Annotated in this window: 6 protein-coding genes; 4 read left to right on the top strand and 2 right to left on the bottom strand. The window is 69.9% G+C overall.

Annotated elements, in window-relative coordinates:
• The first annotated feature begins 6 nt into the window (after window positions 1-6).
• The gene (locus tag ACF09C_RS20660) at window positions 7-1,347 is read left to right on the top strand and encodes a hemolysin family protein (protein ID WP_392093108.1); all 1,341 of its coding nucleotides are present in this window, start codon (window positions 7-9) and stop codon (window positions 1,345-1,347) included.
• Entirely contained in the window at window positions 1,344-2,402 is a 1,059-nt protein-coding gene (locus tag ACF09C_RS20655; RefSeq protein ID WP_392093106.1) for a hemolysin family protein, read from the top strand. The genes ACF09C_RS20660 and ACF09C_RS20655 overlap by 4 nt, the downstream gene beginning before the upstream one ends.
• A gap of 96 nt (window positions 2,403-2,498) precedes the next feature.
• Here the strand turns inward: ACF09C_RS20655 and ACF09C_RS20650 are convergent, their stop codons facing one another.
• Together ACF09C_RS20650 and ACF09C_RS20645 are read right to left on the bottom strand one after the other, a co-directional pair.
• Window positions 2,499-4,385: an AAA family ATPase gene (locus ACF09C_RS20650; RefSeq protein WP_392093105.1), complete on the bottom strand. Its 1,887-nt coding sequence runs from the start codon at window positions 4,383-4,385 to the stop codon at window positions 2,499-2,501.
• 365 nt (window positions 4,386-4,750) lie between these two features.
• Window positions 4,751-5,386 (bottom strand): uridine kinase, encoded by a 636-nt coding sequence (locus tag ACF09C_RS20645; RefSeq protein WP_392093103.1) that lies wholly within the window; start codon window positions 5,384-5,386, stop codon window positions 4,751-4,753.
• 207 nt (window positions 5,387-5,593) lie between these two features.
• Here ACF09C_RS20645 and ACF09C_RS20640 point away from each other — a divergent pair, with 207 nt between their 5' ends.
• Together ACF09C_RS20640 and ACF09C_RS20635 are read left to right on the top strand one after the other, a co-directional pair.
• Entirely contained in the window at window positions 5,594-6,952 is a 1,359-nt protein-coding gene (locus tag ACF09C_RS20640; protein WP_392093102.1) for a peptidase C39 family protein, read from the top strand.
• 182 nt (window positions 6,953-7,134) lie between these two features.
• Window positions 7,135-15,930 carry a SpvB/TcaC N-terminal domain-containing protein gene (locus ACF09C_RS20635; protein ID WP_392093100.1) on the top strand — a complete coding sequence of 2,932 codons (8,796 nt, stop codon included), beginning with the start codon at window positions 7,135-7,137 and terminating at the stop codon, window positions 15,928-15,930.
• Window positions 15,931-15,983: the final 53 nt, after the last annotated feature.

Here is a 15,983-nt window from a genome sequence, read left to right as displayed (position 1 = left end):
GGCGGCATGATCATCCCCCTTCTGCTGCTCGCCGCAGCCTTCCTCCTGATCCTCGCCAACGGCTTCTTCGTGGCCGCCGAGTTCGGCCTCGTCACGGTGGAACGCCCCGAGGCCGAACGGGCCGCGGCCGCCGGTGACCGGCGCGCCCGCACCGTCGTCAAGGCGCTCGGCGAGCTGTCCTTCCAGCTCTCCGGCACCCAGCTCGGCATCACGATCACCTCCCTCGTCGTCGGCATGCTGGCCGAGCCCGCGCTCGCCCAGCTCCTCGACGGACCCCTGACCGCGACGGGACTGCCCGACGGCGCGGTCTCCGCGATCGCGGTCGCCGTCGGGATGCTGCTCGCCTCCGCCGTCCAGATGGTGGTCGGCGAGCTCGTCCCGAAGAACTGGGCGGTCTCGCGCCCCCTCCAGGTGGCCCGGTTCGTCGCCGGGCCGCAGCACCTCTTCTCCTCGCTCCTCCGCCCGGTCATCGCCCTGCTCAACCGGGTGGCGAACCGGCTCGTCCGGCTGTTCGGCGTCGAGCCCACCGAGGAACTCGACTCCGTCCGCACCCCCGGCGAGCTGGTCGCGCTGGCCCGGCACTCGGCCCGGGCGGGCGCCCTGGAACAGGACACCGCCGATCTCTTCGTACGGACCCTCACGCTCGGCGGGCTCACCGCCAAGGAGGCCATGACCCCGCGGGTGCGGATGAGCGCCCTCCAGTCCGACGCCACCGCCGCCGACGTCCTCAACCTCACCCGGGCGACGGGCCTTTCCCGCTTCCCCGTCTACCGCGAGCGGATCGACGAGATCGTCGGGATGGTCCACCTCAAGGACGCCCTCGCCGTACGGCCCGAGGAGCGCCACCGCACCACGGTCGGCCGGATCGCCGTCCCGCCGCTGCTCGTCCCGGAGACCCTGCCCGCGCAGGTGCTCCTGGAGCGGCTGCGGCGCGAGCAGCCGATCGCCGTCGTCGTCGACGAGTACGGCGGCACGGCAGGGGTCGTCACCCTGGAGGACATCGTGGAGGAGCTCGTCGGAGAGGTCCGCGACGAGCACGACACCGCCGCCGACGAGCGGCCCGAACTGGCCGCCGTCGCCGCCGAGGACGGCCACCCCGCCTGGGAGGCCGACGGCTCCTGCCGGGTGCACACCCTGCACCGGATAGGGCTCGACGTGCCCGACGGGCCGTACGAGACCGTCGCCGGACTCGTCGCGGATCTCCTCGGCCGCATCCCGGCCCCCGGCGACCGCGCCGAACTCCCCGGCTGGCGGCTGATGGTGCGCCAGGTCGACCGCTACCGCGCCGAGCGGGTGCGGATCGTCCGGACCACCGAACCGTCCGCGGCGGCGGAGGCGGTCCGATGAGCCTGCTCCAACTGCTGTTCGCGGCCCTTCTGGTGGTGGCCAACGGCTTCTTCGTCGGCGCCGAGTTCGCGCTCGTCTCCGTACGCCGCAGTCAGATCGAGCCGCTCGGTGGCAAGCGGGCCCGCCAGGTGCTGTACGGCCTGGAGAACCTGCCGCGGATGATGGCGGCCGCCCAGTTCGGCATCACCGTCTGCTCTCTCACCCTGGGCGCGGTCGCCGAGCCGACCGTGGCGCACCTCCTCGAACCGGTCTTCCACGCCGTCGGCGTGCCGGCCGGGCTCATCCATCCGCTGGGCTATGTGCTTGCGCTCGCCGCGGTCGTCTTCCTCCACCTCGTCATCGGGGAGATGGTGCCCAAGAACCTGGCGATGGCGGCGCCGGAGCGGACCGCGCTCTGGCTCGGCCCCGCCCTGGTCGGCTTCGCCCGGCTCTGCCGGCCGGTCACCCGGGCGCTCGGCGCGTGCGCCGGTCTGGTGCTGCGGGCCTTCCGGGTCGAGCCGAAGGACGAGGTGGAGGCGGTCTTCACCAGCGCCCAGCTCGGCCGGCTGGTGGCGGACGCGGGTCAGGCGGGGCTCCTCGACCCGGTCGAGCAGGAGCGGCTCGGGGACGCCCTGGAGCTGGGCAGCCGCCCGGTCACGGACGTCCTCATCGCTCCGGCTGCCCTGGTGACGGTCACCCCGGCGGTCACGCCCCGGGAGATCGAGGAGTTGACCGTCCGCACGGGTTACTCACGCTTCCCGGTGTGCGCCGAGGGTCGCGGGACGTTCATGGGCTTCGTGCACGTGAAGGACGTCCTGGACCTGGAGGAACGGGAACGCGCGGTGCCGCAGCACGTCTGGCGGCCGATGGCGACGGTCCGGTCCGAGCTGCCGCTCGACGACGCGCTCACCGTGATGCGGCGCGCGGCCACCCATCTCGCCCAGGTGGCGGACGGGTCGGGGCGGGTCCTCGGCCTGGTCGCCCTGGAGGACGTGCTGGAAATGCTGGTGGGCGAGGTCCGCGACCCCGCCCACCGCGCGTCGGCGTCGTCGGCCGATCAGGTGCTCACGGCCTGAGGCGGACTCTGCCCGGCGCCGGTCTCCCTCGTGGGGCCCGGCGCCGGTCGGGCCGAGGGGTCCGGTGGCGGTAGGGCCGAGGGGTCCGGCGCCGGGTCACGCGGAGGGGTCCCGCGGCCCCCGGCGTCCCGAGAGGACCTCTCCGTACGCCTGCATCAGGTCCGCGAGGCGCAGTGTCGCGAGGTCGTCGCGGGTCGGCGTGCCCGGGTACCCGGCGAGCCGCAGGTCGCGGTACGCGCAGGACTTCTCGTACAGCGTGCGCAGGAAGCGGCCGTTGCCCAGCTCGTCGATCCAGCCCTGGTCCACGACGTGCCCGCTGATCGAGCGCAGCTCGTCCAGCGCCTCCTCGTCCCAGCCGTCCCCGTTCGCCGCCGCGAGGACCTCGCCGATCGCGGTCAGTTCCAGCGGACGGTACGAAGGGAAGTCGACCCGGGTCGTGAAGCGGGAGGAGAGCCCCGGGTTGGTGGCGAGCAGCCGGTCCATGCCCTCCGGGTAGCCGGCCAGGATCACCACGAGGTGGTCCCGGTTGTCCTCGGCCCGCTTGAGGAGCACCTGGAGCGCCTCGTCGCCGTACGCGTCGCCCTTGCTGTAGCCGGTGTTGGAGAGCGAGTACGCCTCGTCCACGAAGAGGACCCCGCCGATGGCCGAGTCGATCAGCTCGTTCGCCTTGACCGCGGTCTGGCCCAGGAACTCGCCGACGAGGTCGGACCGTTGGGCCTCGACCAGATGGTCGCCGCCGAGCAGCCCGAGCGCGTAGAAGACCCGGCCGAGGATGCGGGCGACGGTGGTCTTCCCGGTGCCCGAGGGGCCGGAGAAGACAAAGTGACGTTTCGGCGGCTGGACGGGCAGCCCCTGCCCGGCGCGCAGCCGGGCCATCTCCAACTGCGCCGACAAGGCCTTGACCTGGCGTTTCACCGGCTCCATCCCGACCATGCGCTCCAGCTCGGCGAGCGCCTCGGCGAGCAGCGCGGGGTCGGTGGGGCTCGCGGGGAACCGCGGCGGGGCGGGCTGGGCGGGCAGGGACGCCTTCTGCCGTACGACGTCGGGGGGCTCGGGCGGTCCCGCGGGGGCGGTCGGGGCCGGGGGCTCCGTACCGAGCCGCGGCGGGTCGGTGGCCGGGCCGTCGACGTCGGTCTGCGCCGCGTCGGCAGCGGTGTCCTGACCGACCCCGCCGAGCGCGACGGTCGCGAGCCCCGCGGTCTCGTCAGGTCCCTCGAACCCGTCGTACTCGGTGATCGCCGCCAGCCGGGCCGCCGTGTCCATGAAGGCGGGGTCGATCCGGTGGACGGCCCGGTAGAGCGGGAGAGCGGCGGCGCTCCGCCCGGTGCCCTCGTGCGCCCTGGCGAGCCAGTAGCGCAGCTCCTTGCGCTGCGGCTGTTCGCTGCGGCAGCGCATCAGGGCGGCCGAGAGCAGCGGTTCGGCCTGGCCGAACATCTCGAGGCGGACCCGGGCCATCCCGCCGAAGAGACCTGCCTCGATGCCGAGGAGGGGATCGTCGACCAGGGTTTCGGTGTGCCGGACCAACTGGTCCCAGTCCTTGACGAGATAGGACCGGCAGGCGTGCAGGAAGCGGACCTGGGGATCGGTGTCGACCGGCGGAAGGCCCGCCAACGCCCGGTCCAGCTCGGGCACATGGCGGCCGTCGAGCCAGTGCGAGGCGTGCGCGAGGAGCAGGTCGCGCGGGCTCTCCAGGACGGGCTGCACCCACCAGCCCAGCCAGTACCAGGAGTTCAGGGTCCGGCGGTGGCGGGCGCGCTGTTCGCCGAACCGGTCGCGGTTGCGGTACATGCGCAGCAGCGCGGTGGTGGTGTCCACCCGCAGCGCGTGCAGCCCGAGCCAGGCGTCCGCCATGCCGGGGTCGATCCGTACCGCCGTCCGGAACTCTTCCTCCGCCTGCGGATAGGCGCCCATGGTGTAGGCGTCGACTCCCCGCAGCCAGGCGAGCTCGGCCGGGGCCGGTCCGCCCTGCGTGCCGATGTCCATCGGGTCCCCCACAAAACGTGCCCCCGCTTGCTGTCCCGGCTGGCGGGTGCCCGCCGGAAGCCGTACAGAACCGCCTTCTCGTGGACGGGAATTGACCCCACCGAGGGGCATCGTACCTGCGCAGAGGGGGCGCTATTAAGGAGAAGCGCATGATCCGGTAGCCGTGACCCTGGGTGAGCATCAAGGTCGTCGACGGCGCGGAGAAAGGGATGATCAGGGCAGAACGAAGCCCCCGATCACGGGGGAACAACCGGGGGCTTCGCGTCCGCGGCGGCTCCGAAAAGCCGCACATTGAGAACGTAAGACCTGTACGCCCCTTGGGTCAAGCGGAGTTGAAGCACTTGCGGAAGTCGCCTTTCGGCTACTCATTTCCGCGCGCGAGCGGTATCACGCTCTGTGATGAACTGGTTCGGGCCCGCTGTCACTGAGGGCCCAGTGAGCCATTCGTATCCCCCTGGACACTCCCGTACCAGGGTGTCGGCGAAGGGGCGCGAGGGGTCCTCGGAGAAGTGGCGAGTCTCCGCCACCGTCCATCCGTCCCAGAAGTCGCTCTGCGCAGGTCCGTCCCGGTGCCGGCCCCGCGCCCAGGACTCCTCGGGGCCCCGCTCCATCCACAGCAGCGCCGCAAGGAAGGGGCGCAGCGCCCGCCGTCCCGCGCCGACTCCCTCGACCAGGACGACCGGGGCCGGGGGCAGCTCCCGGGGTGCGCCGAAGGTCCGCAGATTCCAGTCGTACGGGTGATAGCGCGCGGTCTCGCCCCGGGAGAGGGGGAGGAGCACCTCCTCGCGCATCCGCCCGGTCCACGCGAAGAGCTCCGCGTGGCTGGCGAGGTCGTCGAGGTGGAGCACCGGCGCGTCGAGTCGGCCGGCGAGCCGGGCGGCGAAGGTCGACTTGCCGGAGCCCGCGTGGCCGTCGACCGCGATCAGCCCGACCGGCCCGCAGGAGGGCGGCAGGGCGCGCAGCGCGGCGGCGGCGCGGTCGAGGTCGATCCCGTCGGTCATGAGGCAAGCGTAACGATTCCGCCGGTAGGTATCGCAGGTCAGGGGCGTGGGGCTGCCAGTGGTGGAGACCAATATTGGTCCGGCGACGCGTGCCGAATCGCTGGCCGAAGCGCTCGGGGACCGGCGATAGTGGTCCACGCTCGCGCGGCCCTCGCCGCCATCGGTCGCTTCCGATCCGTCGCTCCCGACTGGAGGTCGTCACCGCTCATGACCGACTCCGCTCCGCGCAGAACCGTCCTCGCCGCCGCCCTCGCCGCCGTCGCGGGCACCGCCGTGGCCTCCACCGCGCCGGCCGCCGTCGCGGACGACCGTGACCGTCGCCCCGCCCCGGACCCGGGCCTCGTCGACCACCGCTTCTGGACCTCCTGGACCGACTGGTGGACCGGCACCCGCGCCGGCACCCGGCCCGTCCTCGGCCGCCGCCCCGGCCTGGCGATCGGCGCCCCCGCCGGCGTCACCGACTACACCGACCCGCACACCGGTACGGTCTCCACCTGGGAGTACGCGACCTGGACCTCCCCGGTGCACACCTCCTCCGTCCCGGCCACCGAGGTCATCGCCTCCTGGAACGCTCAGACCCCGCCCGGCACCTGGATCCAGATCGAGATGCGCGGCACCTACACCGACGCCACCGCCACCCCCTGGTACGTGATGGGCCGCTGGGCGTCCGGCGACGGCGACATCCGGCGCACCTCGGTCGACGACCAGAGCGACGGCCGCAGCTCGATCTGGACCGACACCTTCGCCGTGGACGATCCCGCGAGCGGCCTCCGGCTCGTCTCGCACCAGCTGCGCCTGACCCTGTACCGCACCCCCGGCACCCGTCTCACGCCCACCGTGTGGCGGCTCGGCGCGATGGCCTCGGACATCCCCGACCGCTTCACCGTGCCCGCTTCGACGCCGGGCCTCGCCCGTGAACTGGCGGTGCCGCGCTACTCCCAGAACACCCATGTCGGCCAGTACCCGGAGTACGACAACGGCGGCGAGGCCTGGTGCAGCCCGACCTCCTCGCAGATGATCGTCGAGTACTGGGGCCGCAGCCCCCGCGCCGAGGACCTCGCCTGGGTCGACCCGGACTTCGCCGACCCCCAGGTCTGCCACGCGGCCCGCTTCACCTACGACCACCAGTACGAGGGCTGCGGCAACTGGCCCTTCAACGCCGCGTACGCCGCCACCTACCCCGACATGAACGCGGTGGTGACCCGGCTGCGCTCGCTCACGGACCTGGAGACCCTGATCCGGGCGGGCATTCCGGCCATAACGTCCCAGTCCTTCCGCAAGGAGGAACTGGCCGGCGCCGGCTACGGCACCTCGGGCCATCTGATGACCGTGATCGGCTTCACGGAGACCGGCGACGTGATCGCCAACGACCCCGCGTCCCCCAGCAACGAGGCCGTCCGCCGGGTCTACGCACGGCGCGAGTGGGAGAACATCTGGTTGAGGACCAAGCGCTACGACGCGAACGGCAAGGTCAGAAGCGGTACGGGCGGAGTCTGCTACCTCTTCTGGCCGGTCAGGCCGACACCAGGTCAGCGCCGCGCGCTGCGGTCGCTCGGCCTGGTGTGAGAAGTACGGCCCCACAACGGTCAGAACTCCCGTTGCCGGATCGTGACCACCCGGGCTGGTCTTGTCCAGAAAGCGTGTACGAACGAATCTGCTCGGGATCTACCGTTCGCTAGTAATGGGGGCGGAGGGTCGTCGGACGACTCGTGCTCCGGGGGATGTCCGGCGTTACGGGGGGCTCTTTGATGACTGTCCAGCGCGTGGTCCGCGGCCGGACGGGCGTGACCATCATCCTGGCCATGGTGCTCACCATGTCCGGGCTGACCTCGCCCGAACTGTTACGCAGCGCCGCCACGACGGGGCCGGACGCCGGGTCGGCGGTCACCGGGCCGGAAGGGCCGGAGGGCACGTCGTTCAACCCGAACCAGATCAAGGACATCAAGGCGGCCGACCCCGGCTCCGGGGTGAACCTGGTCGAGGCGCCCTCGGCGAACAACAGCGGTGACGCGCGGTTGTCGTACCCGCTGGAGGTACCGAAGGGCCGCGCGGGCCTGGAGCCGAGTCTGGCCGTCACCTACAACTCGTCCGGGACGAACGGGTGGCTCGGCGTCGGGTGGGATCTCGCCACCCCGATGATCACGGTCGACACACGGTGGGGTGTGCCGCGCTACGACGCCGGCCTTGAGACCGAGACCTACCTGTTCAACGGCGAGCAGCTGACCCCGGTGGCGCACCGGAGCGCGTTGCAGGCGCGCACCGCGGAGAAGGTGTTCCACTCCCGGGTGGAGGGCCGGTTCGACCGGATCGTGCGCCACGGCGACAGCCCCACGAACTACTGGTGGGAGGTCACCGACAAGCAGGGTGTCCGCACGCTCTTCGGCGGCACGGCCGACAGCACGCTGGCCGACGGCAAGGGACGCGTCGCCACCTGGGCGGCGCGGGAGATCCGCGACGGCAACGACAACGTCATGCGCTACCGGTACGCCAAGGTGGCCGACGGCGGCACGGCGGGCGCCACGGTGCCGGGCAGCGAACTGTACCCGCAGAAGATCACCTACACCGGCCGCGGCGACACCGACGGCAGGTACTCGGTGACGTTCATCCGGGACCGTGAGCGCGGCGAGCCCCGCCGGGCGGACGTGCGGATCGACGCCAAGTACGGGTTCAAGAAGGTCACCGCCGACCTGTTGCGGCGCGTCGAGGTCAAGCTGGACGACCAGCTGATCCGCGCCTACGAACTGAACTACCGGACCGGCGCGTTCGCCAAGACGCTGCTCACCTCGGTGTCGCAGTTCAGCGAGAGCAACAAGCTGTTCAACACCCACACGTTCGACTACTTCGACGACGTGCGCGACCCGTCGGGCAACTACACCGCCTTCGCCGACGCTGCGGGTTGGTCGGTGCCGGACGACGACCTCGGGGTGAACATCCGCGAAGGCGAGGCGAGCGCGATCTCAGCCAACACGTCGGTCGGCTTCGGCGCGCACCTGTTCGCGGGCTACAACGTGCAGGGGCTGACGACCAAGGAGGGTTCCGTCGGGTTGAAGGTCGGGTTCAGCGCGGGCCAGTCCGACGGCCTCTCGACGCTGGCCGACGTAAACGGCGACAACCTGCCTGACAAGGTGTTCCGCAAGGGCAAGGACGTATTTTACCGGCCCAATCTGGCCACACCAGGTGGTGAGCCGAAGTTCGGTGCCGCGCCGATCAAGCTCACCGACCTTCCGGGAATCTCGACCGAGCGCACGCTGTCCGGCACCATCGGCGTCGAGTCGTACGTCCTCACCACCTCGGCCCAGCTGGACTTCGTGGGCACCACGACCACCTCGGACCGGTTCTTCAGCGACGTCAACGGCGACGGCATAGCCGACCTGGTGAACAACGGCGGCGTGCTCTTCGGCTACCTGGACGCGAACGGACAACCCGCCTACAGCGCGGACTCCACGCGCACCCCGGTGCCGATCGGGGGCGGCGCGGTGACCGGCGAGATCGTCGGCGATCAGACCGCGCAGTTCAACCAGCAGGTGGACAACTCGCCTCTCCTTGACACGGTGCGCCGCTGGGTCGCACCGTTCGACGGCAGCGTCCGCGTGGACGGCGGCGTGCAGCTGACCCAGGACCCCTCGCAGGCGCGGGCGGCCTACACCAAGGCCGACGGCGTGCGGGTCACCATCCAGCACAAGGACGCCGAACTCTGGGCGCAGCGGATCGGCCCCGACGACCACAGCGAGTTCACCCCGGGCAATGTGGCGTCGATCCCGGTGAAGAAGGGCGACGCGCTCTACTTCCGCACCCAGTCCATTCTCGACGGCAAGTACGACACCGTGGCGTGGGACCCGGAGATCACCTACACCGACCTGCCGGCCGGCACGGACGCGAACGGGTTGGCGAACACCGTGTTCCGTGCGTCGGACGACTTCACCTTCGGTGGCAGGCCGTCCGTGGTGACCGTGCCGGTGAACGGCACGTTGCGGCTGACCGGTGACGTGGTCAAGTCCAAGGCGACCTCGGACGACGTGACCGTCGTGATCGAGAAGGGCAACGGTGTCCACGCCGGCACGGAGGTGTTCAGCAAGGTCCTGCCTGCCGCGTCGACCGGCACCACCGCGATCGACTTGAGCATTCCGGTCAGGACGTTCGAGAAGATGTCGTGGAAGCTGAAGACCGACTCCCCGATCGACGCCTCGGCGGTGAGCTGGGCGCCGAAGGCGCACTACACGGCCGCTCAGGGGGTCGAGTCGGTCGTCGACGCCGCGGGCGACCCCACGCTGGTGATCACCCCGCCGTACGACATGGACATGTACCCGGCGAACACCCTCACCGTGCCGCAGCAGACCTTCAAGGCGACCAGGACCGGCCAGCTGAAGGTGCGGCCGAAGGTCTCCTTCGGCTTCACCCTCCAAGGCGACGCCAAGATCGCGCTCACCGTGAAGAAGCGCGGCGGGCAACTGGTCGGCAAACGGATCTTCCAAGCCAAGGACGCCTCCCCCTTCAGCGGCAAGAATCTGGACCTGACCGTGCCGGTCACCGCCGGCGACGACCTCTACATCGACTACTCCACGACGGAGAACCGGCTGCTCGCCCAGCTCGTCGAGCAGTCCGCTTCGGTCACCTACGACGTGACCTCCAGCTTCCCGGCCTTCACCCCGGCGCCCAGCGCCCTGCACGTCTCGGTCGGGCAGGGAGCCTTCGCCCAGCCCTACCGCGGCTGGGGTGTGATCGGCTACCAGGGCAACCGCGACCGCGCCACCCAACCGCTCAAGCAGGCCGAACTCACGCTGGACCAGAGCTTCAAGGACGCGCTTCCCAAGGAGCCCAAGGAAGCGGACGTCGCGCCGTTCGCCGCGAATCCCCGGCTGAACATGCCGCGCCTCGCGGTGTTCGCCCCCGTTCCCGCCAAGGGCGGCTGGGCCGCTCAGGACCAGTCCTCCTGGGTCACCGCCGCGATGGCGACCAGTTCCCGCCTCGGCGCGGACACCATCGACGTCGTCACCGACGCCGACGTGGCGGGCGACCGGGCGGTGATGCGCCGCGGTGTCACCGGCCAGGTGTCCGCCACCCTCGCGGCCGGCCCGTTCGGCGGCACCGTGGTCGGCGGGATCACCGCGGGTTCGGTCGACTACCTCGACCTCAACGGCGACAGCTACCCCGACGTCGTGGGCGCCAAGGAGATCCAGTTCTCCGACATGAACGGCGCGCTCGGCGCCACGCGCGGCACCCTCGGCGGCAACGTCCGCGAGGCGGACAACGTCTCCGGCAACGTGTCGCTCTCCGCGGGCAGCGAGACGGCGACCATCGCCAGCGCGCTGGGCATGGCCGCGCCCGACGCGGGCACCAGCGCCAACACCGCCACCACCGGCGCGGTCCAGCCGTCGCTCGGCATCGGCGGCAGCCTCGGCGGCGGCGAGTCCGACGTCCGCGTCGACCTGATCGACATCAACGGGGACGGGCTGCCGGACAAGGTGTTCGGCAACGGCGACGCCCAGTTGAACCTCGGCTACTCCTTCGCCGCCCGCGAACCCTGGTCGGCCGGACCGATCAACGACGCGTCCACCCGCAACACCGGCGTCAACCTCGGGTTCAACGTCGACCGTTACGGCTTCGCGGGCGGAGTGTCCGCGGAGCTGGGAACCTCGTACACCAACGCGAGCATGACGGACGTCAACGGCGACGGCCTCACCGACCGGGTGTTCACCGACGGGGCCAACCCGATCAAGGTCGCCGTCAACACCGGCACCGGCTTCACCGCGCCCGCCCCCTTCCGCGGCAGCTTCCCCCAGATCGCCGTCGACAAGAACGCCAGTCTCGGCGGGGGCGTCTACTTCACCGTCGGCCTGCCCACTCCCGTCGGCGTCTTCGTCTTCAACCCCGGCGTCAACGCTTCCACCGGCATCAGCCGGGCAGAGACCAGCCTGCGGGACGTGAACGGTGACGGCCTGGCCGACCACGTCAAGTCCACCCGGGACGACGAACTCCTGGTCGCTGTCAACAAGACCGGTCGCACCAACCTGCTGCGCTCGGTCAGCAGGCCGATGGGCGCCCGTATCGACCTGGACTACACCCGATCGGGCAACACGACCGACATGCAGGAGAGCCGCTGGGTGCTGGCCCGCACTTCGGTCTTCGACGGGCTCGCGGGTGACGGTGCCGACACGCGGCTGACCACCTTCCACTACGACCAGGGCCGCTATGACCGGCTGGAGCGCGAGTTCCTCGGCTTCGGCCGCGTGGTGACCGAGGACCGCGACTCCGGTGCGGGCGACGCCGTTCGTCGCACGGTGACCGACGAGTACCGCACCGACGGTTACGTGAGCCGCGGCCTGCTCGCCCGCACGTTGACCGAGGACGGCGCCGGCCGCCCGTACCGCGAGACACTCAACACCTACCGGCTGTTTGACACCTCCACAGACCAGGAAGCCGACCCGAAGAGCCGGACCGCCACCGTCTTCCCCCAGCTCACCCGCGTCGAGGACAAGCACTACGAAGGCGCGGCCGCCGCAGGAAAGTCCACCTTCACCGACCTCTCCTACGACGAGTACGGCAACGTCACCCGCACCCTCGACACGGGTGACGAGGGCACCGCGGACGACCTGGAGACCACCTACGCGTACAGCGGCTCCGACGCGCGGTGCCGCGACCGGTACCTCGTCGGCATCGCCGACGCGATACGGCAGAAGGCCGCGGCCACCGGCGCACTCCTCCGCCACCGCGAATCCACTGTCGACTGCGTGACCGGCGCCGTGCACCAGGTACGCGAGTACCTCGACAAAGACACCGCCGCCGCCTCCGACCTGACGTACCACCCGGACGGGAACCTGAAATCGGTGACCGGTCCGGCCAACGCGAAGGGGCAGCGCTACAAGCTGGAGTACGGCTACGACACCACCGTCGGCGTACACGTCGAGTCCATCGAAGACACCTTCGGCTACCGCTCGTCCACGGCGTACAACCTCAAATACGGCCAGCCCGAGCTGAACACCGATCACAATGGCCAGCCGCTCCGGATGTCCTACGACAGTGTCGGCCGCCTCGACAAGGTGACAGGGCCCTACGAGAAGGACGGCGACCAGGCCACGATCACCTTCGGCTACCACCCGGAGGCGACCGTCCCGTACGCCACGACCAAGCACCTCGACCGTGCCGCCTCGGGCTTACGCGACGACACCATCGACACCGTCACCTTCAGCGACGGCCTCAAGCGTGCCCTGCAGACCAAGAAGGACGCCGCGGTGTCAGCCTCGCCCGGGGCGACGCCCACCCAGGTGATGACGGTCTCCGGCCGGCTGAAGTTCGACCACCTCGGCCGCGCCGTGGAGAAGTACTACCCGGTGACCGAGGACAAGGGAGCCGCGAACACCACGTTCAACGCCTCCTTCGACTCCGTGGCACCCACGAAGGAGACCTTCGACGTCCTGGACCGCTCGGTCAGGACCGTCCAACCGGACGGCGTCGTCACCAGCACCGGATACGGCTTCGGTGAGGACCGGTCGGGCACGGCCCGCTTCGAGCGGACGGTGACCGACGGCAACGGCAAGGAGCGCCGCACCTATACCGACGTCCGGGGTGCCACCACCTCGGTGAAGGAGTTCAACGGCTCCTCGGAGATCTGGACCAGCTACGCGTACGACCCCATGGGTCAGGTCGCGACGATCACCGACGACAAGAACAACGTCACGCGCGCCGGCTACGACGCGCTGGGACGCCGCGTCTCGTTCGACAGCCCGGACGCCGGGCGCTCCGAGACCCGCTACGACCTTGCCGGGAACGTCACGTCGAAGACCACCGCGAACCTGCGGGCAGCGGACAAGGCCGTCGAGTACGACTACGAGTACTCGCGGCTGAAGGCCATCCGCTACCCGACGTTCCCGGAGAACAACGTCTCCTACGAGTACGGAGCCCCCGGCGCACCGGACAACGCGGCCTCGCGCGTCACCGAGGTCCACGACGCGGCGGGAACGGTGCAGCGCTCCTACGGGGCGCTGGGCGAGGTGATCAAGGAGACCCGCACCATCACCGCGGTCCGCGACGCCCCGCGCACCTACACCACCGCCTGGCGCTACGACGCCTTCCATCGTGTGCTGGAGATGACCTATCCCGACGGCGAGGTCCTGACCTACGACTACGACTCGGGCGGACAGGTCAGCCGGGCCACCGGATCCAAGAACGGCGCCAGTTACACGTACCTGGACCGGCTCGACTACGACAAGTTCGGCCAGAAGATCCTGCAGCAGACCGGCAACGGGGTACGCACCACCTACACCTACGACACCGAGGACCGCCGACTCGGAGCACTGAAGTCCGTGGCGCCGGGCGGAACCGCGTTCCAGAACCTGGGCTACACGTACGACAAGATCGGCAACATCACCTCGCTGGCGAACAACGCGCCGCAGGGCGGGGACATCGGCGGTCCGAGCAGCCAGACCTACGGATACGACGATCAGTACCGGCTCACCTCCGCGTCCGGCCGGTACACGGACAAGAACAACGCAGTCAACACGTACACACTGAGCCTGGGCTACGACTCGATCCACAACACCACGCTCAAGTCGCAGACCCACGAAGTCACCGGTGGCACCCCGGCCTTCCCGGTCGGAGGCGGCGGAGCCGGGCCGATCGAACCGGTCGAGGACCCGTCCAACCCGGGCGACGTCCAGGACCGGACCACGTACGCCTACACATACGCCTATGACGGAGCCAGGCCGCATGCCCCGACCAAGGTCGGTCCGATAGAGCACGCCTACGACGCGAACGGCAACCTGACAGGCACGGTCAACACGGCCGTCACCGACAAGCGCCGGCAGTACGTGTGGGACGAGGAGAACCGCCTCGTCTGCAACCAGGACACAGCGACCGGCACCCTCACGCAGGACCCGAGCGGCTGCGCCGGCGCCACCGTCTCCTACGTCTACGACGACAAGGGCGACCGCCTCGTCAAGCGGAGCGAGGACGGGCTCTCGCTGTACCCGAACCGCTACTACAGCGAACGCGACACCACCGGCTACAAGCACGTCTTCGTCGGCGACAGCCGCGTGACGACCAAAACCGTCGAGACCACGGGTCCCGAGGACACCCAGCAGTTCTTCCACGCCGACCACATCGGCTCCTCCGGATATGTCACCGACAAGCAGGGCAAGGTCACCGAGCACCTGGAGTACTTCCCGTACGGGGAAACCTGGGTGGAGGAACGGACCGGACAGGCGGACACGCCGTACCAGTTCACCGGCAAGGAACTCGACGCGGAGACCGGGCTCTACTACTACGGAGCCCGCTACTACAACCCAAGGACCCAGCTCTGGGCGAGCACCGACCCGGTGCTTCCCGACTACCTCGACGGGGGCATGGCGGGCGGCATCGCCGAGCCGCGCAACCTCGCCGCCTACACCTACACCCACAACAACCCGGTCAAGCTCACCGACCCGACCGGCAAGTGGCCCAAGATGCCGTCCTGGAAGACAATCGGCCACACCACTCTCGACGTCGTCGGCATGGTCCCGGTCGTAGGTGAGGCCGCCGACCTGGCCAACGCGGGCTGGTACGCCGCGGAAGGCAACTACGGCCTGGCCGCCCTCTCCGCTGCTGCGGCCATCCCCGGCGCCGGTTACGGGGCGAACGCGGCGAAGTTCGGCAACATGGCGCTCGACGCCGCACAGGCCGCCAAGAACGCGGGCAACGCCGTCGACGGGGCCAAGGCGGCCAAAGCGGCCGACACCGCACCCGTACCCAAGGCGGCGGACAGCCCTCCCGCACCCAAGCCGGCCGACAGCGGATCCACCCCCAAGGCTGCCGACAACACGCCAGGCAGCTGCGGCACCACCGGCAACAGCTTCACCCCGGACACCCTGGTCGTGATGGCCGATGGCAACCACAAGGCCATAGGCCAGGTGCGCATCGGCGACAAGGTCACCGCCACCGACCCGGTGACGGGAGAGAACGGCCCGCGCACGGTCACCGCGCTCATTACCGGCGAGGGCGAGAAGAACCTGGTCGAGATCACCGTCACCAACTCCGGCGGAGATCCGGGCAAGGTCGTCGCAACGGACGGACACCCGTTCTGGGCGCCCGAACTGGGCAAGTGGCTCTACGCCAAGGAAATCGTCCCCGGACTGCTGCTGCAGACCGGAAACGGCTCCTACATCCAGGTGAGCGCCGTGCGCACATGGACCCAGCACAAGCGGGTCCACAACCTCACGGTCGATGACCTGCACACGTACCATGTGCTGGCGGGCGAGACGCCGGTACTCGTTCACAACTGCTCGAACGGAAAGCTGTCCGATCCCCTTCCGCCGGGGATGAACAACAAGATCGCCTCTGCCTATGATGACGTGAAGGCTGGGAAAATTCAGTCGCATGACATCTACGGAGGGCGTGAGTACCCGTGGTGGGCAGGGGCGAGGGAGTATAGGGTTCCCGGTCGGCCGGAAACCGAAAGGATCCTCGTGAAGACGCTGGACAATGGCGTCGAGGTGTACGGATGGACTTCTACGCACTATCGAAAGATCCAAAAATTCAGTGCGCCCCATTTCCCGGATTCTGGATGGAACTGAGATACGCATCGACCGTTTGGGTAGTGGCATCTTCAGATGCCGCTCCTTCGAAC

Origin of the sequence: Streptomyces sp. NPDC014870 (assembly GCF_043081505.1) — a bacterium.
Lineage (GTDB): Bacteria > Actinomycetota > Actinomycetes > Streptomycetales > Streptomycetaceae > Streptomyces.
This window is presented reverse-complemented; position numbering and strand designations above follow the sequence as displayed.

Coding starts and splice junctions, on each gene's coding strand:
- ACF09C_RS20660 (WP_392093108.1), top strand. CDS start 7: ATGATCATCCCCCTTCTGCTGCTCGCCGCAGCCTTCCTCCTGATCCTC.
- ACF09C_RS20655 (WP_392093106.1), top strand. CDS start 1,344: ATGAGCCTGCTCCAACTGCTGTTCGCGGCCCTTCTGGTGGTGGCCAAC.
- ACF09C_RS20650 (WP_392093105.1), bottom strand. CDS start 4,385: ATGGACATCGGCACGCAGGGCGGACCGGCCCCGGCCGAGCTCGCCTGG.
- ACF09C_RS20645 (WP_392093103.1), bottom strand. CDS start 5,386: ATGACCGACGGGATCGACCTCGACCGCGCCGCCGCCGCGCTGCGCGCC.
- ACF09C_RS20640 (WP_392093102.1), top strand. CDS start 5,594: ATGACCGACTCCGCTCCGCGCAGAACCGTCCTCGCCGCCGCCCTCGCC.
- ACF09C_RS20635 (WP_392093100.1), top strand. CDS start 7,135: ATGACTGTCCAGCGCGTGGTCCGCGGCCGGACGGGCGTGACCATCATC.